The organism is Corynebacterium sp. HMSC056F09, assembly GCF_001815785.1.
Lineage (GTDB): Bacteria > Actinomycetota > Actinomycetes > Mycobacteriales > Mycobacteriaceae > Corynebacterium > Corynebacterium hiratae.
The window spans coordinates 22,518-45,068 of record NZ_KV821917.1 but is presented as its reverse complement, the minus strand read 5'-3'; the positions used below and the strand labels follow the sequence as shown (position 1 = coordinate 45,068).

Annotated in this window: 26 protein-coding genes and 1 tRNA gene; 20 read left to right on the top strand and 7 right to left on the bottom strand. The window is 58.7% G+C overall.

Going from position 1 to position 22,551, the window contains the following annotated elements; translation table 11 throughout:
• Positions 1 to 4 precede the first annotated feature (4 nt).
• Positions 5 to 1,537, bottom strand: a complete 1,533-nt coding sequence (locus tag HMPREF3056_RS05040; protein ID WP_070547199.1) for an adenylate/guanylate cyclase domain-containing protein — start codon at positions 1,535 to 1,537, stop codon at positions 5 to 7.
• Here HMPREF3056_RS05040 and HMPREF3056_RS05035 point away from each other — a divergent pair.
• Both HMPREF3056_RS05035 and HMPREF3056_RS05030 read left to right on the top strand, forming a co-directional pair.
• A complete protein-coding gene (locus HMPREF3056_RS05035; RefSeq protein WP_083317780.1) occupies positions 1,536 to 2,783 on the top strand; it encodes a DNA polymerase III subunit delta' in 1,248 nt (415 codons plus the stop codon). The genes HMPREF3056_RS05040 and HMPREF3056_RS05035 overlap by 2 nt on opposite strands.
• Positions 2,784 to 2,886: 103 nt before the next feature.
• Positions 2,887 to 2,959: transfer RNA gene (locus HMPREF3056_RS05030), tRNA-Thr, on the top strand.
• A 102-nt stretch (positions 2,960 to 3,061) separates the two neighbouring features.
• Here the strand turns inward: HMPREF3056_RS05030 and HMPREF3056_RS05025 are convergent.
• Positions 3,062 to 4,207, bottom strand: coding sequence for a site-specific integrase (locus HMPREF3056_RS05025; RefSeq protein WP_070754274.1), 1,146 nt, complete (start codon positions 4,205 to 4,207; stop codon positions 3,062 to 3,064).
• Positions 4,185 to 4,907 carry a hypothetical protein gene (locus HMPREF3056_RS05020; RefSeq protein WP_070754273.1) on the bottom strand — a complete coding sequence of 241 codons (723 nt, stop codon included), beginning with the start codon at positions 4,905 to 4,907 and terminating at the stop codon, positions 4,185 to 4,187. The genes HMPREF3056_RS05025 and HMPREF3056_RS05020 overlap by 23 nt, the downstream gene beginning before the upstream one ends.
• A 111-nt stretch (positions 4,908 to 5,018) precedes the next feature.
• Here HMPREF3056_RS05020 and HMPREF3056_RS05015 point away from each other — a divergent pair, with 111 nt between their 5' ends.
• The 14 genes from HMPREF3056_RS05015 (at position 5,019) to HMPREF3056_RS04945 (ending at position 13,820) form a co-directional block, all read left to right on the top strand.
• Complete coding sequence (locus tag HMPREF3056_RS05015) at positions 5,019 to 5,222, top strand: helix-turn-helix transcriptional regulator (protein WP_070754272.1); 204 nt, start codon at positions 5,019 to 5,021, stop codon at positions 5,220 to 5,222.
• Complete coding sequence (locus tag HMPREF3056_RS05010; protein WP_070754271.1) at positions 5,219 to 5,554, top strand: hypothetical protein; 336 nt, start codon at positions 5,219 to 5,221, stop codon at positions 5,552 to 5,554. Before HMPREF3056_RS05015 ends, HMPREF3056_RS05010 begins: the two co-directional genes overlap by 4 nt.
• Positions 5,555 to 5,566: 12 nt before the next feature.
• Positions 5,567 to 5,935, top strand: coding sequence for a hypothetical protein (locus HMPREF3056_RS05005; protein WP_070754270.1), 369 nt, complete (start codon positions 5,567 to 5,569; stop codon positions 5,933 to 5,935).
• Between the two features lie 14 nt (positions 5,936 to 5,949).
• Complete coding sequence (locus HMPREF3056_RS05000; RefSeq protein ID WP_070754269.1) at positions 5,950 to 6,498, top strand: hypothetical protein; 549 nt, start codon at positions 5,950 to 5,952, stop codon at positions 6,496 to 6,498.
• Positions 6,498 to 6,857, top strand: a complete 360-nt coding sequence (locus HMPREF3056_RS04995; protein ID WP_070754268.1) for a hypothetical protein — start codon at positions 6,498 to 6,500, stop codon at positions 6,855 to 6,857. Before HMPREF3056_RS05000 ends, HMPREF3056_RS04995 begins: the two co-directional genes overlap by 1 nt.
• 151 nt (positions 6,858 to 7,008) lie before the next feature.
• Complete coding sequence (locus tag HMPREF3056_RS04990) at positions 7,009 to 7,278, top strand: hypothetical protein (RefSeq protein ID WP_168167369.1); 270 nt, start codon at positions 7,009 to 7,011, stop codon at positions 7,276 to 7,278.
• Positions 7,279 to 7,435: 157 nt separating this feature from the next.
• Positions 7,436 to 9,496: an AAA family ATPase gene (locus tag HMPREF3056_RS04980; RefSeq protein WP_141759842.1), complete on the top strand. Its 2,061-nt coding sequence runs from the start codon at positions 7,436 to 7,438 to the stop codon at positions 9,494 to 9,496.
• Positions 9,497 to 9,582: 86 nt separating this feature from the next.
• Positions 9,583 to 9,717 carry a hypothetical protein gene (locus tag HMPREF3056_RS13870; protein ID WP_256381179.1) on the top strand — a complete coding sequence of 45 codons (135 nt, stop codon included), beginning with the start codon at positions 9,583 to 9,585 and terminating at the stop codon, positions 9,715 to 9,717.
• A complete protein-coding gene (locus tag HMPREF3056_RS04970) occupies positions 9,714 to 10,082 on the top strand; it encodes a helix-turn-helix domain-containing protein (protein WP_070754263.1) in 369 nt (122 codons plus the stop codon). Before HMPREF3056_RS13870 ends, HMPREF3056_RS04970 begins: the two co-directional genes overlap by 4 nt.
• A 37-nt stretch (positions 10,083 to 10,119) precedes the next feature.
• Entirely contained in the window at positions 10,120 to 10,353 is a 234-nt protein-coding gene (locus tag HMPREF3056_RS04965) for a hypothetical protein (protein WP_070754262.1), read from the top strand.
• Positions 10,354 to 11,247 (top strand): major capsid protein, encoded by an 894-nt coding sequence (locus HMPREF3056_RS04960; protein ID WP_070754261.1) that lies wholly within the window; start codon positions 10,354 to 10,356, stop codon positions 11,245 to 11,247.
• Positions 11,248 to 11,256: 9 nt separating this feature from the next.
• Positions 11,257 to 11,637, top strand: coding sequence for a capsid cement protein (locus HMPREF3056_RS04955; protein ID WP_083317777.1), 381 nt, complete (start codon positions 11,257 to 11,259; stop codon positions 11,635 to 11,637).
• 21 nt (positions 11,638 to 11,658) lie between these two features.
• The gene (locus tag HMPREF3056_RS04950; protein WP_070754260.1) at positions 11,659 to 12,789 is read left to right on the top strand and encodes a head maturation protease, ClpP-related; all 1,131 of its coding nucleotides are present in this window, start codon (positions 11,659 to 11,661) and stop codon (positions 12,787 to 12,789) included.
• Between the two features lie 515 nt (positions 12,790 to 13,304).
• Positions 13,305 to 13,820, top strand: coding sequence for a ClbS/DfsB family four-helix bundle protein (locus HMPREF3056_RS04945; protein WP_034969882.1), 516 nt, complete (start codon positions 13,305 to 13,307; stop codon positions 13,818 to 13,820).
• Here the strand turns inward: HMPREF3056_RS04945 and HMPREF3056_RS13720 are convergent.
• The 4 genes from HMPREF3056_RS13720 to HMPREF3056_RS04925 form a co-directional block, all read right to left on the bottom strand.
• Positions 13,789 to 14,196, bottom strand: a complete 408-nt coding sequence (locus HMPREF3056_RS13720; protein WP_049157908.1) for a hypothetical protein — start codon at positions 14,194 to 14,196, stop codon at positions 13,789 to 13,791. The genes HMPREF3056_RS04945 and HMPREF3056_RS13720 overlap by 32 nt on opposite strands.
• Positions 14,197 to 14,232: 36 nt before the next feature.
• The gene (locus HMPREF3056_RS13715; RefSeq protein ID WP_246822468.1) at positions 14,233 to 14,940 is read right to left on the bottom strand and encodes a recombinase family protein; all 708 of its coding nucleotides are present in this window, start codon (positions 14,938 to 14,940) and stop codon (positions 14,233 to 14,235) included.
• 38 nt (positions 14,941 to 14,978) lie between these two features.
• Positions 14,979 to 15,536, bottom strand: a complete 558-nt coding sequence (locus HMPREF3056_RS04930) for a DUF4442 domain-containing protein (RefSeq protein ID WP_232751635.1) — start codon at positions 15,534 to 15,536, stop codon at positions 14,979 to 14,981.
• A 165-nt stretch (positions 15,537 to 15,701) separates the two neighbouring features.
• Positions 15,702 to 16,940 (bottom strand): MFS transporter, encoded by a 1,239-nt coding sequence (locus HMPREF3056_RS04925; protein WP_070754256.1) that lies wholly within the window; start codon positions 16,938 to 16,940, stop codon positions 15,702 to 15,704.
• Between the two features lie 246 nt (positions 16,941 to 17,186).
• Here HMPREF3056_RS04925 and HMPREF3056_RS04920 point away from each other — a divergent pair, with 246 nt between their 5' ends.
• The 4 genes from HMPREF3056_RS04920 to nagE all read left to right on the top strand — a co-directional run bounded on the left by HMPREF3056_RS04920 (position 17,187) and on the right by nagE (position 22,390).
• On the top strand, positions 17,187 to 18,065 hold the full coding sequence (locus HMPREF3056_RS04920; RefSeq protein WP_070754254.1) for an alpha/beta hydrolase family protein: 879 nt from the start codon (positions 17,187 to 17,189) through the stop codon (positions 18,063 to 18,065).
• Between the two features lie 176 nt (positions 18,066 to 18,241).
• The gene (locus tag HMPREF3056_RS04915) at positions 18,242 to 19,402 is read left to right on the top strand and encodes an N-acetylglucosamine-6-phosphate deacetylase (protein ID WP_070754252.1); all 1,161 of its coding nucleotides are present in this window, start codon (positions 18,242 to 18,244) and stop codon (positions 19,400 to 19,402) included.
• Positions 19,403 to 19,444: 42 nt separating this feature from the next.
• Entirely contained in the window at positions 19,445 to 20,224 is a 780-nt protein-coding gene (nagB, locus tag HMPREF3056_RS04910; protein ID WP_070546701.1) for a glucosamine-6-phosphate deaminase, read from the top strand.
• A gap of 42 nt (positions 20,225 to 20,266) precedes the next feature.
• Positions 20,267 to 22,390, top strand: a complete 2,124-nt coding sequence (gene nagE, locus HMPREF3056_RS04905) for an N-acetylglucosamine-specific PTS transporter subunit IIBC (protein ID WP_070546703.1) — start codon at positions 20,267 to 20,269, stop codon at positions 22,388 to 22,390.
• The last annotated feature ends 161 nt before the right edge of the window (positions 22,391 to 22,551 follow it).

Below are 22,551 nucleotides of genomic sequence, written 5' to 3'. Positions count from 1 at the left end.
TTATTTATCCGAGGGCACGCTCCGCCAAGGTCGGGCGAATCGGGCGTGCCAGCTGCGTCATGCGGCGGCGCCCGCGCAGCTCAATAGACTTCATGAGCGTCCAGCGCGCTTGCTCGGCCTCGTTAGCGCCGCGCAGCGTGGCGGAGTTCGTGAGCACCTGGCCCGGGGTGTCCTTGGCCAGCTCAGTAAGACGTGCGGCCTCATTGACGGCGTCACCAATGACGGTGTACTCAAAGCGATCCGCACCACCAATGTGGCCGGCCACCACGTGGCCCGCGGCCACGCCGATGCCTGCCTGCAGCCGCAGCCCGCGCAGTTCCTGGCGCAGCTCGCGAGCGGCCTGCAGGGCCATGGAATTGGCGTCGTAGACCGTCAGCGGGGCACCGAAGACAGCCAGGGCGGCGTCACCCTGGAACTTGTTGATGATGCCCTTGTTGCGGTGCACCACCTCAACGACGTGCTCGAAGAACTTGTTGAGCTCCTCCACGACCTCCTCCGGGGTGTGGTTGACGGCGAAGGTGGTGGAGCCGATGACGTCGATAAACAGCACTGCCACCTTGCGGTCCTCACCGCCCAGCTCCGGGCGCTCCTCCAAGGCGCGCTGTGCCACCTCAGTGCCGACATAGCGGCCGAAGATATCGCGCACGCGCTGGCGCTCACGCAGGCCGCGCATCATCTCGTTGAAGCCGGCCTGGAGAACGCCGAGCTCGGAGCCGTCGTAGATGTCCACCTGGACGTCACTCTCGCCGCGGCGCACGCGGTTGATGGCGTCCTGCAGCTCCAGGATCGGATCCACCACGCTCATCATGGCGAACATGGTGCCGATAAGCCCCGTGCCCAGCGCCGTGATGCTCAGTGCGATGATGGCGGGGATGATATCGGCGGTATCGGCGGTGAACATCCCCATCTTCTGGCCCAGGTGCACCAAGATGATGCCGATGAGCGGGATGCCGGAGGTCATGAGCCACGTGGAAAGCAGCCGGTACTTAATCGGCGGCTCCAGGGTGGAATCCTCGAAGCGGCGTGCCACGGCCTCCGCCGCCACGGGGCGCACGAGGCGCTCCGCCTGCAGGTAGGTCAAGAGCACGATGAGGCCGCCGGCCAAAGTCGCAGAAACGCCCACGACGATGGCCAGCCGCGCCGAGTGCTGGCCCGCAAGTATCACCGCCAAAAGGATGCCCACCAGCCAGACACCCGCGGCCACCCCGGCTTGGTAGAGCGGGATGCGCAGGACCAAGTTGCGCACCATATTGGGATCGTGGTCATCGGGACTGCGCTGCCAGTCCAACACCGGCCGGAACAGCCGCAGGGTCACCGCGATGCCGATGATGACCGCGAAGGTCACGAATAACGTGCCATAGGTCCACAGGTGGGGTGTGTGGGCGATGAAGTCGGAGATCTCCGGCATGGGGAGAAAGAAGACCACGAAGGTCATGATCGCAATGGCACCGATGATGTTGGAGCCAAGGACGAGCGCGGCGTACATCGGCCATTGAGTACCCCATAACCAGCGGGCGCCACGCATCAGTCTATTCATGGTTACTCACTTTAGTTATCCCAGTAGGCTAGGGCGAGTGAATACATCAAGCGTTGCAGAAAGGCTTGCCGACGCCCCCTCCGTCGCCCACACCATCCTCAGTGCTGCCCGCGCGGCGCGGGGTGAGGGCGACCCGCGGGCGATGAGCCACTCCTGGCTGTTTACCGGGCCTCCCGGTGCTGGCCGTTCGCTGGCCGCGCAATGCTTCGCCGCAGCACTCATGTGCACGTCCGCCGACGAGAACGGCAACCCCGGCTGCGGGCGCTGCCCTTCCTGTCAGAGCGTCTTGGCCAAGCAGGAGCATACCGACTTGGTCTACGTGGATCCGCAGGAGCAATTCATCACCGTGGGCGAGGCTCGCGAGGTCATCGGGCGCGCGGCCAGCCTGCCGAGCGTGGCGCCGTGGCGCGTGGTCATCTTCAACAAGGCCGACCGCCTGCGCAACGAGGCCGCCAACGCGTTGCTCAAAACCGTGGAGGAGCCCCCGGAGCGCACCGTCATCATCATGGTGGCGCCCTCGGAGGACCCGGAGGACTTCTCGGTCACGCTGCGCTCGCGCTGCCGGCACCTGTATATCCCGGCGCCGAGTGTGGAGGGCGTCGTCAAGCAGCTCGTCGCCGAAGGTGCTACCGAGGATGACGCGCGCCTGGCCGCCGTGACCACCCTGCGCCACGTGGGCCGTGCGCGGCACCTGGTCAACGACCCCGCCGCGCAGAAGCGCCGCGCCATGGCCATCAACCTGGCCGAGGATGTCTTCCACGGCTCCCAGGCCTTTCAGTCCGTCACAGCGCTGCTGAAGTTTATTGAGAAGGAAGCCAAGGATTCCCACGCGGCGGCGGAGGAGGCGGAGCGCTCCAAGATTGAGCAATCCTTCGGCGTCGGCGCCAAGGGCAAGGGCGTGACGAAGGCGCAGCGCGACGCCCGCAGTGCCCTGAAGGATATGGAAGAGCTCCACAAGAAGCGCGCTAAACGACGCATCTCCGACGGCCTCGACATCGCCCTCGTGGATCTCGCCGGCATCTACCGCGATGCGCTCATGCTGAAAGTCGGCGCTGAGGTGGAGATGACCCACCCGGACTTCGCGGGCCTGGCGGGCGAACTTGCCCAGCGCGTCAGTGAAGACGGTCTGCTGGCCGCCCAGTCCGCCATCCGCACCTGCCGCGAGCAGCTGCCGCAGAACGTCACCCCGCAGGTGGCTTTCGATGGCATGGTGGGCCGCCTGCGCCTGGCCTGCGGCGCGCGCTAACCTGCAGCAAGTGCTGCACGTGCCCCACATCAAGCAGCCCGATTTCTTTCTCAGCCCCGGCCTAGGCTAAACTCTCACGCGGTGCATATACACACTGCATCGTGCCGCCTTAGCTCAGTCGGTAGAGCATCTCACTCGTAATGAGAAGGTCGCGAGTTCGATTCTCGCAGGCGGCTCAAAGAAAAATCCCCCGTGACCTGCGAATCAAGGTTGCGGGGGGATTGTTTCATTAAGTGAAATACCGGCCTCCGTGGCTACATTTTGGCTACATCCCCCAGTTAACTGACGTCATCATGAAGAGCATTAAGCGCTTCTCCAACTTGGTTCAGGTCGTCTGGGAACAAGTCCGCATAGACGTTCAGAGTGACCGCCGCAGACTCATGCCCAAGGAGACCCTGGACGGCTTTCACGTTGGCCCCAACACTGATTGCGAAGCTTGCACAAGTGTGGCGAAGCCCATGGGGGAGGACTGCCGGAAATTCCCCCGGCCTCCCCTCGTCCTCCCACATCTTCGCTGCAGCCTCAACACTTGGCTTAAACATCCGCGCACGATAGTTCCCCACATCGAGACGTTGGCCCTCCGCTGACAGAAACAGCGGACTGTCTGACGGCCTCGACCCAACAAGGTCAATCAACTTTCGGCAAAGGAACTCAGGAACCGGCACGCGCCGATTCTCGTAGGTCTTCGTAGGGCCAACGACCCCGTAGTCTTTGACTGACTTGTCAACATGTAGCCGCCGTGAAACTGGATCGAAATCTCCAACGTCTAAAGCTGCTATCTCGCTTATGCGCGGCCCGCAATACGCCATCGTGTAGATGATGGCTTTCTCGTTGTCGGTGTTCTGTACCTGGACAAGAACCTCGACTTGTTCAGGCGTGAGGTAGGCGCGGCGTGGGTTGCTTTCTCGCTTAACGGAGATCTTTTGAACCGGGTTCGCTGGAATCATCTTCGCCTCAACAGCGGTCTCGCAGAGCGCCCGAAGGACATAGACCGCGCGAAGGATTGTGTCTCGCTTCTTGCCTTCGGCTTGCATGTCAGAGACCCACTGCCGCACGTCTGGAGCTGTAATGCGGTTGACCGGCCATTCACCCCAACGTGAGGCTATGTGAACGTTGTAGGCCGAAAGATTGGTTCGTTTGGTGCGTGGGGCTAGTGCGTCCTGGGAGGGGAGCCATAGTGAGCGAATTTCGGAGATTGTGGCGCGCCCGGCCTGGGGGTGAATGAAGGTTCCGGTGCTCTTGGTTCGTTCGACTTCATCAGCGAACTTTTGGGCATCCTGCTTTCTTTTGAAACCTCGCTTTTTCGTCAGTTTCCGGTCTGGGGTGCGGTATTGCACCATGTACCGCATTGCGCGTTTCTTAGCCTTTTCGTCGCCTTCCTTGTGCTTGAGGTAGTACGGCTCAACGGTCGCCATCTTGGTCATACTCCACTATGTGCTCTTCCTGAATTACGCCATCTAGCTTTATAATCCGGTCTTCGAGTTTTTCGAGTTCTGCCCTCTTCTCTTGCAGTTGATTCACATAGAGGTTGATTGCTTGCCGCTTCGCCGCATCGTCCCCAAGGTGTTCAAACACTTCAAATGGTGTTCGAATGCTCTGAATCTCCACCAGCACGGCACGGAGTTCACGTACTACGTCTAGCAATAGTTTTTCGCGGCTGGGTTCTTCTTCGCTCCGAATATCGAATGATCCTTGAGTCCAACCCAACGAGGATCTGTATTCGCGGCGTCCCTTGACCTCCGCCATCTCGCTACCTGTTTCCATCGAAAAAACGGGGTTGAAGCCATCGGGAATTGTTTGGCGTTCTCCGACAATCCACATGAAAGCATCCAGTTGATTCACGTCTCCTACGGCAGGCAGAAGATTGATGCGCCCGTCAGGAAGCTCAGGAAGAAGCAACGAAACAGGAGGTACGCCCAGCGCGGCCGCAAGTGTTAACCAATCAGCAATCGAAATAGTTTTGCGCACGCCGCGCCGGTATTCGGACACTGCTGTTCGAGAAAGTGGGTTACCGAGCTTCTCGGTTCTTTCGGAGATCCAGCGGTCTGATTTTCCATCACGCGCATTCTCTACCGCACGGCCAATGTTCGCGATTATCTCTTCATGCCACTTTTTTGACTGCATGCCAGTCACTTTAGTGGGTTGTTGACAATTTTTCCAACACCCTGTAAGACTAAATGCATAGCAGTCAATACTGCTAGATTTTGATTTGATTCCAGTCAGTAAGGAGTAAACATGACTGACTACACCCCAGAAGATATGGTGCTTCTCTTCCCGAACACCACACGACAGACGTGGGCACAGATGCGGTACCGAGGAAACGGCCCGAAGTACTACAAGGTCGGGCGCAAAGTGTTCTATCGCCCCCAAGACGTTGAAGCGTGGAAAGAGTCGCAACTTCGTTCCCGCACCGACGAGCTGCCAAAGGAGGCGGCATGAGTGAGCGAATCGAAGTGAAGGTCACTCAGAGCATTCGCCCAGGCGTCACTGACGAGCTTCTCGTTGCTGGTACTCGTACGGAAGTCAGCGCCGAAGTGCTCAGCAACTTTCCCGAAGCCTTCGCCGTAGCTGAGTCTCCCGAGCGCCGCCGGGAGCATGAGGAACCAGCACCACCGGCCAAGCCCCTCGACGAGCACGTTGAAGAACCAGAGGTTCAACGACCGGCCAAGAGCGCCAGCATCACCGAGTGGCGCAAGTTCGCTGAAAGCCTGGGCATCGTCACGACGGGCCTTGTCAAGAAAGACATTATCGCCGCTACTCAATCTGTTTAAGGAGTAATCATCATGAAGAACTACCGCGCCGAAGACTCGCTCGCGTATCTGGCTGACAGTGTTCTCGCTTCGCTCGACGCCGCTAACGCAGAGATTCAGGACTTCAACGGTCGTTGCCCTGAGTTTGACGAGTTGCCGGAGAACCTGCAGAACGCGATCTACATCCTCGACAACATTCGCGACGCCGTCCGCCGTGAGGCGATGCATCACAACGTGCACCGCGCCACTCACTACAGCAATGGGCTTCCGGTTCGCCTGCACTACAAGGGCGAAGTCGTTACCGACCCCGAAGGCATGAGCTACCGCCCGGACAACATCACCACGATGCACCCCGGTGGAACACCTGACGTTGCTATCCCGAACCAGAACACCGCCGCATAAGGAGGCTAACCAAAGTGACCAGCAAAAATGAGAAGACCCCCGCCGGTGCTGCGAACACCAACGAGGGAAAGAACGAGGTTGATATGAACTCGAATACGCATAAGTCTAGCAGCATTGAGCTTCGCCGGGCTATCCACAAGATTGAGGCCGCAATCGCCGACAACAACCGGCGACTTCGCAACATCGACGAGAAGGCAATCAAAGCAACCCCAACGGAGTACCGCGAACTCGACGAGCTGTTCATGGTGGTGCAAAAGCAGAACACCGCTCTGATTAAGCAGCTCCGCAACCTCGTTGAGGAACTCTACGAAGCCTCCCAACGCGAGTGGCGCGCCTCAAGGAAGCGCCGGGAAGAAGCGGAGCAGTACGAAGCCCGCGAGCGTGAGGAAATCACTCGCGTCACAGAGCGCGACGACTTGTCGCCTACTGACCTGCAGTACGAACTTGTAGACCGCTACCGCGCCGGTGGTGACTACATGACCATCCTCGACGCGATGAAAGCTATCGACGACCTCGCCCTGGAGCGCGCCGGTCTCAACTCTTGGGGAGAAGGTGACGACTAATGCAAGAACGCTACGCAGTTGTTGAGTACAAGCCCTATTTCAACATTGTTCGCCATCGTGACGAGTACATGAGCGCAGGACTCCAGAACTACGCCCACGTTCATGTGGTGAAAGAAACCCGTCCAGACGGTCGCCACCGCTGGAAAGCAGACGGAAACAGTTCGAAAAACTACTACTCCGTTATGTTCAGCCGCGACGAGTGGAAGGTCGTTTGTGTCCACACCGACCACCGAACTGGAAGGTCTACAAGGGCACTCTCCCCGGACACCCAGGAGTTCCAAGACATTGCTGCCGAAGTGACCGAGTTCTTCGTCCGCATGAGCACCACCACCATCAACGGATCGGAGGCCCGCAAATGACCGTTAACGCTGACGCTCTTCTCTCAGTAGCGGATCTCCTTCTCGTTGCTGACGCCGAAGACCTACTCCAACACCTCGACCTCCCCAACACCCTCGCAGCATAAGGAGCACCAGCATGGCACGCCGGAACAGGCCCGCATACATCCCAGACATGACCATCACTAAGGAGACCTACAACGGCAAAGAAACCCTCGACCAATACTGCGCAATGCGCGTCGACCACGGACATTCCGACATGGAGTTGAATCCGCTCTACCTCGAATCGAGCATTCAAAACCACCTCTTCGACATCCTGGCAGAGCACATCGACCAACACGACTTCAACCTCTGCCAAATCGCCGAAGTCATGTCGAACGCGGCGATCGAAGCACTCCGAAATACGGACTTAAACAAGTTCCCGTATGGCCCTCACGACTACTAAATCAACCCGTTAGCCCTACTGGCAGGCGCCAGCGTTCGAGCCGCTGGAGGGCACCAGGCCCACGCACAGAAAGGTGCATCAACAGCGTGGGCATCCCGATAAGTACAACTCCATTTCGCCTCTCCGACTGTCATCCCATGAAAGAAAAATTCTCGAAGTGTATAGCGCTGACAACTCTTATCAACGATTCATCGAAGCCGTAGAACGAAGCGGTCTCCACTACCGCGAACTCGAATCCGGTAAACGTGCCCAGGTGCAAACACCCGGCCATAGTGACCAAGACCGAGGAACGAGCATCACCTATAACGGGACTCAGCTTCTCGTCTACTGCCACAACGGAGACACTGACGAAGTACTCGACCACCTCGGAATGACCAAGAAGGATCTCTTCGATAGTCCGAGTGGTGTTCGTTATGAGTATAGTGACGGTCGTTTCGTGCACCGCTCACCAGAGAAGTTGTTCAAACAGTCTGGCAACACGAAGGGTACTAACCTTTACGGCCTGGCCTCGTTGGCCACACCTGGCCCGGTCTACGTAGTCGAGGGCGAGAAGGACGCCACCACCGCCGCTAACGTTTGGCAGGCCGCTGCAGTCTCTCAAGCCCAGGGGGCGAACACTAGCCCCGCCAAGGCCGACTGGACGCCGCTTAAGGGCCGTGACGTCATCATCGTTGCCGACAAGGACAGCCAAGGCGAGAAACGCGCCTACAGTGTCCTGACACACCTCACCGGCCTCACCGCCCGCCCCGAATCGGTTCGCATTGTTCATGCCGCCGAAGGTAAAGACCTCTCCGACCATATCGCCGCCGGGCACACTGCCGACGACCTCGTTGCTGTTGGTGAGAAGGTAGGTCGCCGCCGCGTGAAGCTCGTCAAAGCTGGCAGCGTGAAAACCGAGAAAGTTGATTGGCTCATTCCCGAATGGATTCCCGCGAACATGCTCACCCTTCTCGCCGGGCGTGAAGGTATCGGTAAGTCAACAATCGCCTGCAGTTGGGTAGCTGAGTTCAGCAACCGGGGCATGAAGTGCGCCTACCTCAACTCCGAAGATTCCCGCTCATTCACCGTCAAACCTCGCCTGCAGGCTGCAGGAGCCAACCTCGACAACGTCTTCTTCATCGACGTTGAGACAGAGACCGGAACCGAAGGACAGCTTCGCCTACCACAGGACACTGACCTTCTCTTTCGTGAGCTTTCCGACCAGGGCGTGAAGTTCGTCATCCTCGACGCCGCGAAGTCATCAATGGATCCGAAGCTCGACGGCTACAAGGACGACCACGTCCGTCAATTCCTTGAACCGCTCGCAGCTGGCGCGGACAAGTACGGTGTCACCATCGTTGGCCTGGCGCACTTCGGAAAGAAAGAAGGCAGCGACACAGGCCGTCTTCTTCTTGGTTCCATCGCCTGGAGTCAGATTGCTCGTAGTGTGCTCGCCGCCGCGATAGACAACGACGGCAGGCTTATCGTGACCAACACGAAGGCGAACCTAGCGCGTGGCATTGTATCCCGCGAAGCCTCCATTGTGTCTCGACCGCTGCAGCTCGACGATGGATCGCTTACCGAGCTAGGTGTCGTTGAATGGGGCGAGTTCACTGATACTCCCGCCACTGAGCTTCTTGAGCAGAACGACAGTGACGAGACCCCTGACGACCGTACTGACGCCGAAGTGTGGTTGGAGGATTACCTCACCGAGCGTGGCCCAACCCCGCGTGCCGAAGTTCTTAAAGCCGCGAAGAAGGCCGCAGTGGCATCCGAGCGCACCATCAAACGAGCTTTCAAGAATCTTGGTGGCGAGTCTCATTCTGCAGGGTTCCCGCGAGTGGCGACGTGGTCGTTGCCCAGTCGGGACAGTCGGGCCAACGTCCCCCTAGGGGTAAATAATCGTGGCCCAACTGGCCCAACTGGCGATATGCAGGCAAAACACGATGGCCCAACTGGACAAAAATCACAGTCGGGCCACGGGCCACACACTGGCCCAACTGGAGAGCTTTTCACCCTCAATACGCCTAATTCTCCCCATGGAGATGACATTGAGGCCGCAATCCTCGACGCCCTCGACACCACCCGAGGGCAGTCCGCCGACCAGATTCAGAAACACCTCACCAAGCAACAGCTCGACCAAGCCGGAGACTTCTACACCATCATCGAACACCTCCAGATGAAGGGACTTATCCGCATCAACGAGCGCGGCCTGTACGTGCGTAAGGAGACAGCATGAGAGCACGATTCAGGGCACCAGGCCTTAAGTGGCGAACTGGAGACCTCAGCATCGACGACGTCAGAGATAGCAAACGGCATCGCTGCATGAGTTTCATCATCACCTCGCACGATGGGAAATCAGTTGCGTTCGAAATCAAGGACAAAGACATCTATCGCCTCGCTGACAGCATCGTCGACCATGTTGAGGCGTTCGAACTGGGAAAGAAGGCCCAGCAATGAGTAAGCCGTTCTTCATCTCAGGAGACTTCATGATTCTTGGCTACAACGACGCTCGCAGCCTATCCACTACGGTTCTCGCCGCCGCTGACCTAGCTCAACGGCATGGGGCGAACCTCAACCCGAAGATTCTTCACTTAGCGGCCCAGATTCATTCCGCAACAGGACATTCGGAACCAGTACGTCCCACCTTCGAAGACACTGCAGAGTATGAGCAAATCACCACAGCTAGCGCCGCCGAAATCCTCGGGTGCTCAGAGCGCAACGTTCGCCGCCTGGCGCAACGAGGCAGACTCCCCGGAGTTCGAAACGGCAAACCTTGGTACTTCAACCGCGAAGACGTTGAGGCGTACCGCGATTACAGGTGATGTGCTCGCAATCCACAACAACTATGAAGGGAGACTTATGTCTTACTCAATCCCGCTGGACTTTCGGCAAATCATGAATTGCTGCCCGATTGACCGAAACCTCAAGCCCGCTGACGGCGTCAACAGCGAAGTCGCTTTCACTTTCGCCCCGTACATCGTCGATTCTCCGTCGGTTCCCGCCTACTCGAATCCGTCCTACCTGGCGACCTGGCTTCTCGGGTACTGGGCAGGCCAAGACGAGGCAACCAACAACACCGAAGGAGATAAGTAAATGAGTTTCTACCCTGCACGCGCAGACTACAAGGACGGCGTTATCAGCATCGATGAAGCGCTCTCCAACCCAACGGTAATCGCGTCCCGAGTTGCTGAAATTGCCTCCGCCAACCTTCTCGTTGACACCATCTTCTCCAACGATTCTGGCCCGGTTGAAGGTGGCACCGTCATCTACTCGAAGACCACCGAGAAGAACTTCTACACCGACAACGACGTCACCGCCCGCCAACCCGGCGACGAGTACGCCGTCGTCTACCGTGAGCGCCCCGAAGCGGAACTCGCCCGCGTAGAAGACTACGGTGGCAAGTTCGCAATCTCCGACGAGGCCCGCAAACGAAACCTCACCGTCGACTTCGACAACGACGTCACCGCACTGTCCAACACGATTCGCCGCAAACTCAATCAGCGCGCAATGGAAACCATCGCCGCCGCCGACGAATCTGGCGAAACCAACTCCATCGCCCACACCGGCACCAAGTGGAGTGACCTTGTTCTCGAAGGCGACCCGGCCACCATCACCGCCCCGAACGAGCGCCCCACCTCGTCTATCGCTGACGCCTTCGCCATCGCAGAGACCAAGGAGCTGGGCATCACCTACAGCAAGATGTTGGTCAACCCGCTCACCAAGTCCCGAATCCTCGCAGCATACGGCCCCAACATGAAGGCCATGCTCGACACCTTCGGACTGGAACTTATCTCTTCGAACTACGTCCCGAAGGAGAAGACCTACCTCGTCGACCCCGGTAAGGCTGGCTTCGTGCGTTACGAAGAATCACTCACCGTGACCACCTGGCGCGACGAGCACCACCGCCAAACCTGGGTACAGGGCTACGCCATGCCAGTCATGGGCATCACCCTTCCCGCCGCCATCGCAACCATCAACAACGTCTAGGAGGCCACGATGTACCACAACCAAATGAAAGAACGCTTCAACCCCGGAACCGACCTCACCGCCAACGCCAACGAGGCCGTTACCGGTAAGACCTTCCTCGGATACGCCGCCGCCATGAAGCGCGGCCTTATCACCGTCGCCCCGGCCAAACCAGGCGAAGCCATCGCCGGTGTATGCAAGTACGACGCCAAGCCCGGCGACCTCGTAGGAGTCGCACGCGGATCCGGCCGCATCGTCACCGTCACCGCCGCCGCAGCGCTCACCGCCGGTGCCGCCGTATCAGTAGGAGCCAACGGGAAAGCCGCCCCGGCTGGCGACGGCGTCACTGTTGGTTGGGCTGTCGACGACGCTGACGAAGGCGACGACGCCCTCATTAGCCTGGCGCACTAGCCCCAAGGAGTGGACACCAAGATGAACGAGATACTTATCTACGACGTCATCGGAGAAGGCGACAGCACCGCACACAGTGTCCGCAAGCAACTGTCCACCATGACTGGCAAGGTCACTGTCCGAATCTCAAGCCCAGGAGGCGACGCCTACCAAGGAGTCGCCATCATGAACGCACTGAGAAACTACCCCGGCCACGTGACCACCATCGTCGACGGAGTCGCCGCCAGCGCCGCCAGCTACATCGCAATCGGTGGAGGCAACACCGTACTCATGGCACCCAACAGCGAACTCATGATTCATGAAGCTTTCCGCACTGCTAACGGCAACGCCACACAGTTAGAGAAGCTCGCCGCCGACCTCGACCGCGTATCGGCAAACATCGCCTCAATCTACGCAGAGAAAGCCGGTGGCACCCTCGACCAGTGGCGAACACTCATGAAGGAAGAAACATGGTTCAGTGCTCGCGAAGCTGTTGAAGCTGGACTCGCTAACGGCATCAACCAACACGCAACGCCCGTCGCTCACAACGACGCGAAGGTCTACGCCCTGGCGCAGAACTACCGATACACGGGACGCGACAACGCGCCCACACCAAACCTGACACAACTCCGAAGGAGCCGAACAATGGGAATCTTCGATAACTTTTCCCGCAACGAAACCACGCCCGAAGCTGCAGCACCATCGTTCAGTGAAGGACAGTGGGAAGAACTCACCAGCCTACTCAACCTAGACGTTGAGTCCGCCACCATCGACGACGTCATCACCACCATCAAGGACATCATCGCCGCCGGTAAGAAGCTCTCCGAAAGCAACCAAGAAGAAGCGGCCCTCAACATCCTCAACCACGCCGCCGAAGCACCCGTCACCGTCGACCGACGAGTCTGGCGCGAAATGCAAGAAGCGATCCATCGTGGTGTGACAGCACGCGACCAAGACGACCGCCTGGCCGCTGAACAAGTCGTTAACCAAGCAATCCGAATCGGTAAGGTCTCATCCACCCAACGAGAAGACTGGATTAAAAGCTACCTCAACGACCCCGAGAACACGGTTCGCGCCATAAACCAGCGTGAGGAAATCCCCCGCGTTGAAATTGGTCATGGCCGCTCACCTGACTGGGAGAACAACGACACTCCGCAAGGCTGGGTTCGCTAACGACAATCACCTTCCCTGAGCTCTCGCGCCTCACCGGCACGGGAGCTCTTTTTAATCCCCCGCGCTGGAATCTTAGGCGGGTTAGCCGTCTGACTCCGCCCCGTCTGCCCACGAGTCAGCCCGTCTCTCTCCGCACTCAGTTCCAGATTTTTCGGGCCTGCGTGGCTACGAAATGGCTACACTCGCTAGAAATTGGGGGAAATTAAGCGATAGTCAGCGAAACCAAAAGGCCTGTTAAAGTAGGGTTTCTGACTATCTTGGTTCCTCATATTCTTTCTCGTAATGAGAAGGTCGCGAGTTCGATTCTCGCAGGCGGCTCCACTTAGACGTCGGATTTGATAAGTACCCTTTTGCGTTAGCGAGTATCGCTTAGGGGGGGTGTGAAAAATCGCTTGCGTTAGCGGGTTTGGGTTTTGCGTTAGCGGGTATCTTGTTTGCCCTAGTAAAATGCGTATTCAGGGTTTAACGCGCTAACGAAGCGTTAAACCTAAGGCCGTTTCACGAGGAGGTGTGTGGTGAGATCGTATGCGTCCGGCGATGAACTAGCCGCAGAGATTACTAAGCGTGGCGAACTTTTTATCGGCGAGTTCGTAGGCGTTCCTGGCGATGGTTGGGACCGGCTGGTTGACGGTGTTGACCGCACGCCCCGGCAGATGATCGCCTACCAGCTTGGCTGGATGGAATTACTGCTCGGCTGGGAACGTGACGAACAAGCCGGTCTTGACGTGGTGACTCCGGCACCTGGTTTTAAGTGGAATCAACTGGGCGGATTGTATGAATCGTTCTACCAACGCTGGGAGCAGGTATCTACTGAGGATTTGATCGACAGGTTCAAGATCCTGCTTGGTGAGATAGTCAAAATGGTGGGCGGTCTAACCGAATCAGAATTGTTTAGTTCGGGTCAGCGTGCGTGGGCTTCTTCCACCCCGTCGGCGTGGCCGGTGTGGAAATGGGTGCATATCAACACCGTCGCGCCATTTACGACGTTTCGCACCAAAATCAGGAAGTGGAAGAAACTGGCAGCCTGCTAGCAATAGGCACGGTGATTTCAGTGCCGATTCTGAAGACGAACTGGATCTCGTTGGCTCCGATAACGGCATGGTCGATAAGCGCTGTCCACTGGGATGGTTGAAAATGCTGGATGGGCTTGTCGGCCAACTGGGTGTAGGCGGTTTTGATCGCAGTGGCCTTGGCACTCTTGGCAGCAATCTCGGCCTCGATGGCTTGTTTGCGGCCCAGGGTTTTCTGGTATCGCGCTTCTAGCTGGGTGTAGCGGGCGAGGTATTGGTCCTGGTCTTGCGCTACCCGCTGATTTTCTGCAACCAATGATTCAATCTCGCTGGCAAGAGCGCGGATTTTCTCGTCTAGGCGCTTGGACTCCGCTTCGAGCTGGTCTGTATTAAACATGGCGTCGATGACCTGTGGTAGGTGGCTTTGTCCGCGTTATTGTTCAGCCAGCTGGTTTAGCGCGGCGAGGAACGCGGTCTGGATTTGCTCATCACGCAAGGTAGCGGTCTGGCAGGGACGGGGATGGTCGTATTTTTGGTTGCACTGCCAGATCGTGTGCTTGTATTTAGTGTTGGATGCCCAGGTTTTGCGTCCGTACCAGGATCCGCAATCTGCGCATTTGAGTCGGCTGGCAAATAGGCCGATTTTGGAGCTGTTGGTTGCGTGGCGGGTGGCCAACTCGTATTGAACCTGATCCCAGACGGGCGCATCAATAATCGGCTCGTGGTTTCCGGTGACGTAGTATTGCGGGACTTCGCCCTCGTTTACTTCGATTCGTTTGGTTAGGAAGTCAGCGGTGAACGTTTTCTGGAGCAGGGCGTCGCCTTTATATTTCTCATTGGTCAAGATGGAGCGCACGGTTGAGGTGGACCAGTTGGTTTTACCTCGCGGAGTCAAAATACCGCGACGCTGTAGCTCGGCACGGATTTCGGTGATCGATGAGCCGTCTAGAAACAGCTGGTAGATCAAGCGCACGGTCGGGGCTTGAGTCTCATCAATAGCGAGGTTACCGTCAGCGCCTTTCTTATATCCCAGTAGCGAGGAGTAGGGCACCATGACTTTCCCATCAGCGAAGCGTCTGCGATGTCCCCAGGTGACGTTCTCAGATATGGAGCGAGATTCTTCCTGGGCAAGACTACTCATGATGGTGATGAGTAGTTCGCCTTTAGAATCAAGGGTGCTCAAAATGGCTTCAAAGCACTAGATAAACACAGCACAAGAATTTCGGGAAGCACCCTCAGTAGTCCAAGCGTCACTAGCCAGCGTCTGTGGCCAAGTGCAGCTTGTTTCTGCTTGCGCCGGTAATAGACTTGGCGGCGCACATGAGCGACGACATCGCCTTCCTCATCGATGATGTCCACGTCGAACCAATGCAAATACTTCTCACCGTTGGCCGTCTTTTCTTCGATGAGCGCGTAAGTCTCCTCGGGGATACGCATATCGGCGGTGACCGTGCCGCGGCCGGGTTTCAGGTACTTAATCTCACCAGCGGCATCCCAGATGCGGTACTCCTTGCCCAGTCGATGCATGGACGCAAGCATGAAGAACGGGTCCGTCATGGCGGAGAGCGTGCCACCGAAGGCAACACCCATGGCGTTCTTGGTCAGCATGTTTGGCCTGTGGCTGACAACGACGCGAGTGCCGTCATCAGCAAATTCTTGGATCTTGATGCCAGCGCCCAAGAAGGGCGGCCAGAATCCCATGAAGCGCTTGAGCTGGCGTGCAGAAAAGCGGGCCATGAGGAAAGCTCCGTATGAGTTGTGGGGGACAGGTGGGCTAAATGGCGCCAACTCTACCGTTACGGGATAGGGGATAGTTTCGGTCCGTAGCGTGCCGTTTGCCATGGTGACATTTGGCTATATCTCCAGATAACTGGCGAAGTAGATTTACTACAAAATTAATTGCTATTTGCCGTCGTTGCCTTGGTTACCGGAGTCACCGTACATGGTGGTCTTCAGAATTGGCCCCAGAGTGAGGATAGAGGTGCCAAACCCTGATACGACAAGGGTCGCAGCTGGGCCGATGGCACTTACAACAGGTGCCCCGATGATGTATCCAATAAGCATTGCGGAGCTGTTAATTGAACCCATCGTAGAAAGGGCTTTGGGTTTCACTTCATCAGGTACGGATCCGACAACGATTATGCGTAGTGCGGCCACCTGAGCAGCATTGCAGACTCCGCCCAGGAGGAAACATGGGATGCAGAGCCACAATGAGGGAAATAGTCCAGGTAAAGCTATGAAACACCCCATAGCGAATCCTGCCCCGGCCAGGACTTTCCCAGCGTTCTGTGAGTGAAGGCGAGCTGAAAGCCGTGCGCCAAAGATGCGGCCCACGATAAATGCTTGGGCAATGATGGCATATAACGTACCGCTGACGTGGAGGGTCTGTGTCGCATAGAAGACAAGCGAAACGTTGAAAATCGAGGTGCAGATAATTGCTCCCCAAATGCTGGTTAACGCGGACCGAGCGCTTCTATTCTTCAGCAAAAGGGAAGGTGCTTCGAGGACCTTCTGGAGAAAACTCGGTGAAGAATCTTTGGTTTCTGAATGAAGCAGTGTTTTCGGGGGCGAGGATTTATAAAGGAAATAAAAAGCAAGTAGCGAGACTCCAACGGCGCAAGCTTCAACGAAGAGCGCTGTCTGCAGGTTTCTTTGGTCCAGTAGTAATCCACCTAGAGGTGGTCCAAGGAATCCACTGCCAAGTCGGGCTGTGTCCAAGAGGGAGAAGGCTTTCGCCTGCTGTCCTTCGCCGACCTGAGAGTCAGCGATGGTGAAAATGGATGGAATTGACAGTCCGCTTAAGCATGCGGTGACGAGATTTCCGACAATGAGGATCAATGGCTCTGGATAGGCTGCCATTGATAACAGGCCCAGAAGATCTAAGAAGAGTGCAGCAAGCGCAATGTGATAGCTGTTGAATTTGTTGAAGAGTGGGGCCAGAAAGGGGACTGCAAAAACTTGAGCGCAAGTACCCGAGATGAAGATGCTTGCCACCAACAGTTCGCCTTTGTTGAGTTCGGCGAAGTGGAGTGAAATCGAGAGGCTGGTCATTGACCCGCACACTGACAATAAAAAATATGTGGCGGTCAAGGTGTAGATAGATGAAAGTCCTTCGTCACCACTGTTTCTAGGGGGATGCATTTAGGCTGCAACTGTTTCGTTGCCCTGGCCGCTGAACGGACCTGAACCTCCTACTGTGACTACTTCGGAAAGCGTTTCGGAGGTAAGCATTATTTCTCCCATATGTGATGACGATTACATACAACAAGGTAATGATGTGAGTCTCTCATTTCAAGGGCGTAGCGGAGGCAGCTCTTGCACTGTGTACAGGAAAAAGTAGTGCTAGCGCTAGTGACCTTCGCTCTCGTGCGAAACACAATACAGAGCATGAAAAAGCTTGTGGTTGGCATGATTGCCGTGGTGGCCGTGATTGTGGTGGCGTTTGTAGGGTTTGTGGGATTCATGCAGTGGGTGGACGCAGACAGCGTGACCGGTGATGACGGCGTGGCTGCCGGATATAGCGCTGAGACAGGTGGCCCGCTGGAAGCGTCGTTTGCGGGCGAGGGGCCGCACGAGGTCGACGTGCGGCGTGATGGCGACGTGACCATCGCGGCACCGACAGGCGCGGGACCGTTTCCGGCGGCGGTCATGGCTAATGGCACGAACACGCCGCTGAGCAGCTACCTGCCCGTGGCGGAGCACCTGGCTAGTTGGGGCTTCGTGGTTGTCGGCGATGAGACTCCCCACACAGGTACAGGAGAGAATGTCGTGCACTTGATTGAGCGCTTGCCGGAACTGGATTCTCGTGCGGACCGATCACGAGTCGGCATTTTTGGCCACTCACAGGGTGGTGCGGGTGCCATCAACGCTGCGGCCCACACGGAGGTAGCAGCTGTGTATGCGGCGAGCCCGGCCTCCCACAAAGTGGCACAGTCCAATGACTGGGACTACAACACGGCTGACGTAGAGGAACCGCTATTCCTGATGACGAGCGATGGCCGTTCGGACCGCTGGCTTGTTAGTCCGTGGTCAGACTTGCAGGAGAACTTTGAATCAGCTGGTGGTCCGGCAATCATTGCCCGCCGCCTGGGCGCGGACCACAAGGACGTTCTAGAGTTCGGGGACAGTTACGCCACCGCGTGGTTCCGCTACATTCTTGCTGATGATCCTGATGCGAGAGATGTGTTCGTTGGCACCTCACCAGCGGGCGCCGGTGAGCTAGCGAGCAACGCGCTTTGGGACCGAGTGGCCACCCGCGGCTGGTAGTTCGCGGGGTCTTTCGCCATCCCATGCGGTGTACCGAACACGCAAAAAGCTACCTGTGCTCACACGCCTCTTTGCAGGAGGCGTGGTTCACAAAAATCGGCAGCCCTGATAAATTTCAAATGAAGTGTCAACCGGGCGGTGCCACGCCAGCCTGTACAAACAGAATCGAATGAGTTATGCAGACAGAGGCGAAAGGCCACGTCGAGGGCCTCTACATTGATGAGAACTTCGAGCTGCGCGCCGGAGCCGTCACGTTCGGGGAGAACATTGAGGGCATAGTGCTTGGCGACGTCCCCGCAGCCGAGGCCGCCTGGCACGCCGGGGACCCGGATGCGTTGCTGTGGGTGCCCGGTTTCGTGGACCTGCACAACCATGGAGGCAATGGCGGGGGCTTCCCCAACGGCGACTATGAGCAGTGCCTGGCCGCCGCCCGCTTCCACCGCGCGCACGGCACCACGACGTTGCTGGCCAGCTTGGTCTCCGGCACGCAGGAAGAGCTGTGTGCCCGGGCTGAGCTTTTGGCCCAGCTGGCTGAAGAAGGCGAGATCGCCGGCATCCACATGGAGGGCCCCTTCATCGCGGCGGCCAAATGCGGCGCGCAGGACCCTTCGCGCATCGTGCCGGGCGACCCGGACTTCTTCCGCGCAGTCATCGCCGCGGCCCGCGGCCACCTGCGTTCGATTACTTTCGCACCGGAAACGGAGAACGTCGACAAGCTGCTCGACGTCTGCGCGGAGCATGGCATCATCGCCAGCCTGGGCCACACCGAGGCCGATTACGACACCACGCTGAGCGTTATCGCCAAGGCTAAGGAGCTCGGCCTGACCGTGACTGGAACGCACCTCTTTAATGGCATGCCTTCTATTCACCACCGCGCGCCGGGCCCGGTAGCGGCCTTGCTTACCGCAGCGAAGGCGGGCGATGTGTCCGTCGAGCTCATCGCAGATGGCGTGCATCTTGTCGACGGCGCCGTGGACATGGCTCACAGTCACCGCGCCTTCGCCATCACTGATGCCATGGCGGCGGCCGGCATGGCCGACGGTGACTATGAATTGGGCTCCCTGCCCGTCACGGTGAGCGGGGGAGTGGCGCGCGTGCCCAGCGGCGCTATCGCGGGCGGTACCTCCACCTTGGCTCAGCAATTCATCAGTTTCGCCGCGCGCCATGGTCTGGGCGAGGCGGTGCGTTTTACCTCCACCACGGCAGCCGACGTGTTGGGGGAGACGAATCTAGGCCGCATCGCGGTTGGCGCGCGCGCCAACCTGGTGGGCCTCAATGCCCAGTTGGAACCAGTGCGCGTCATTGTTGGCGGTGCTGATATCCCGCTCGACCGTTAAAAATCTAGACGTTAAATAAAGAAGCAACGAGGAAGGCAGCTCATGGACATACTTATTCGATCTACCCCCGCCGAGGTGGCCGTGGAAGCCGCGAACATTTTCGCGCATTACGCCAACGCCGGGTCCACCCTGGGCCTCGCCACGGGATCGACCCCGGTGGCGATGTACAAGGAACTCATCGCCCGCTATGAGCGCGGCGAGGTGAGCTTTGCCCGCAGCCGCGCATTCCTGCTCGATGAATACATCGGGCTGGAGCGCACCCACGAGCAGTCCTACTATTCCACCATTCGCCGCGAATTCACCAGCCACGTGGATTTCAACGACGACCTGGTGAAAAGCCCCGCTGGTGACGCGGACGACCCGGCAGCCGCCGCGGCCACCTATGACAAGGCCATCCGTGATGCTGGCGGCGTGGATATCCAACTGCTGGGCATCGGCGCCAACGGACACGTCGGCTTTAACGAGCCTTCCAGCTCCCTGACGTCGCGCACCCACGTCACTACTCTGCACCCGCAGACCGTGAACGATAACTCCCGTTTCTTTGACACCGTGGACGAGGTGCCGCGCTTTGCCGTCACTCAAGGACTGGGAACGATTAACGAGGCGCGTCGCCTGCTCTTGCTGGCTACCGGTAGCAACAAGGCCAATGCTGTGCGCGACATGGTGGAAGGCCCACTGTCTGCACACTGCCCGGCCTCAATCCTGCAGTTGCACCAGCACGCCACGGTGATTGTGGATGAATCCGCTGCTTCCCAGTTAGAGGACCGCGAGTACTACATTTTCGCCGACCAACATCGTCCTCACCGCCCACTCTTTTCCTAAAAACTCCATCTAATTCCTTACTAGTGTGAAAGGACTCCTCGCATGAAAGTCGATGTCATGGGGCCGCTGCAGCGGCTCGGAAAAGCCCTCATGGGCGCCGTGGCGGTGCTGCCCGTCGCGGCGATCCTCTGCGGTGTTGGTTACTGGATCTCCAGCGCCGCCGGCCCGGATAACCTCGCCGCGCAGCTGCTCATCAGCTCCGGTGATGCGGTGCTGGCTAACCTGGGCTGGATCTTCGCCATCGCCATTTCCTTCGGCCTGGCCAAGGATTCCAACGGTGCCGCGGCACTTTCTGGTTTCCTGGCCTTCGCCACGTTTATGAAACTGCTCGGCCCGGAGGCTGTGGCCGGCTACCGTGGTATCGAAGACCCCACCGCGCTGACCGGCGATGAGGCGCTGGAATGGGCCGCGGAAGGCTGGAATGCTGTGGGCGGCGGCAACGTCCTCTTCGGCATCCTCGCCGGCATCATGGCGGCCTGGGTATATAACCGTTTCCACGGCACCAAGCTGCCGGACTTCCTCGCCTTCTTCTCTGGCCGCCGATTGGTGCCGATCCTTACCGCGATCTTCGCCATGGTTGTTTCCGGGATCCTCTACTTTGTGTGGCCGTTCATCTACAACGCGCTGTTCAACTTCGGTACCTCCATCCAGGGCCTGGGCGCGGCGGGTGCCGGCATCTACGGCGTGGCCAACCGCCTGCTCATCCCGACTGGCCTGCACCACGCACTGAACTCCGTCTTCTGGTTCGACGTCATCGGTATCAACGACATCGGTAACTTCCAGGCCGGCCAGGCCACCATCGACGCCGCCGCGGCCGCGACCTCTGCCGCTGATTGCCCGGGTATTTGGGCCAACGGCCAGTGCACGGTCGAGGGCGTCGTGGGCCGCTACCAGGCGGGCTTCTTCCCGGTCATGATGTTCGGTCTGCCGGGTGCGGCACTCGCCATGTACCTGCGCGCGGATAAGAGCAAGCGCAAGGTCGTCGGCTCCCTCATGGCCGCCGGCGCTTTGGCTTCCTTCTTCACCGGAGTGACCGAGCCGCTGGAGTTCTCCTTCATGTTCGTCGCCCCGCTGCTCTACGTGGTGCACGCGCTACTGATGGGCCTGTCCGTCTTCATCGCCTCCGCCATGGAGTGGACCGCCGGCTTCGGTTTCTCCGCCGGTTTCGTGGATATGCTGCTCTCCTCCCAGAACCCGCTGGCCAACAAGTGGTACATGCTGCTGGTCATGGGCGTGGGCTTCTTCTTCCTCTACTTCGTCATCTTCTACTTCCTCATCGGCTGGCTGAACCTGAAGACGCCGGGCCGCGGCGAGGATGAGGCCGACGACGCGGCGGATTCCGTCAGCGGCGATGACAAGACCGCAGCCGATGCCGCGCGCATCATCGAAGGCCTCGGCGGCAAGGACAACATTGACTCCCTGGACTACTGCACCACGCGCCTGCGCGTGGGCGTCAAGGATCGCGCGCTTGTCGACGACTCCGTAATCAAGCGCGCCGCCGTCTCCGGCGTCATCCACCCCTCGGAGAAGAGCGTCCAGGTCATCGTGGGCCCGGCCGTGCAGTTCATGTATGACGAGGTCAGCCACCAGCTGCGCCACGGTTCTCCGGTCCTGGCCACGGCGGGTGCTGCGACCGCGGCTGGAGCCAGCGCGCCGGCCAGCGCCGCTTCCGCTCAGAGCGTCAGCGGTGACGCAGCGGATGTCGAGGTGTGTGCCCCGTTCGCCGGAGACGTCGTCGAGCTCTCCCAGGTCCCGGATGCCTCCTTTGCGCAGGGCATGGTGGGCGAAGGCTTCGCCGTTATGCCTGAAACCGTCGATGCCTTCGACGTCTGCGCGCCCGTTGACGGCACCATCACCATGGTCTTCAAGACGGGCCATGCCTTCGGTATGCAGACCGCGGATGGGCTGGACCTGCTCATCCACATCGGCATCGACACCGTGGAGCTCAAGGGCGAAGGTTTCACGGCCCTGGCCAAGAAGGGCGATACCGTCACCGCCGGCACGCCGATCATCGCGGTGGAGGCGCAGAAGCTGCGCGAGCGCGGCGTCAACCTCATCACCCCGGTGGTGTGCCCCACGGCCAAGCAAGTCGCTGGTGTCGACATTGCCCGCGAGGGTCATGTCCAACCAGGCGAGGTTGCGGCCACCGTCAAGCGCAGCAACTAACCTGATTCGGCCCATCTCAAGGGATGGGCCGGCGGGGCCAAATCCCAGATATAAAAACTGCCCGAGTTGCCAAAAACAACGTTGCTCCCTGCGGTGAGGAGCGAAGGTTTTGGCAACTCGGGCAGTTGTGGCTCGGAGGGCCCTATTTCAGCCGGGAAATC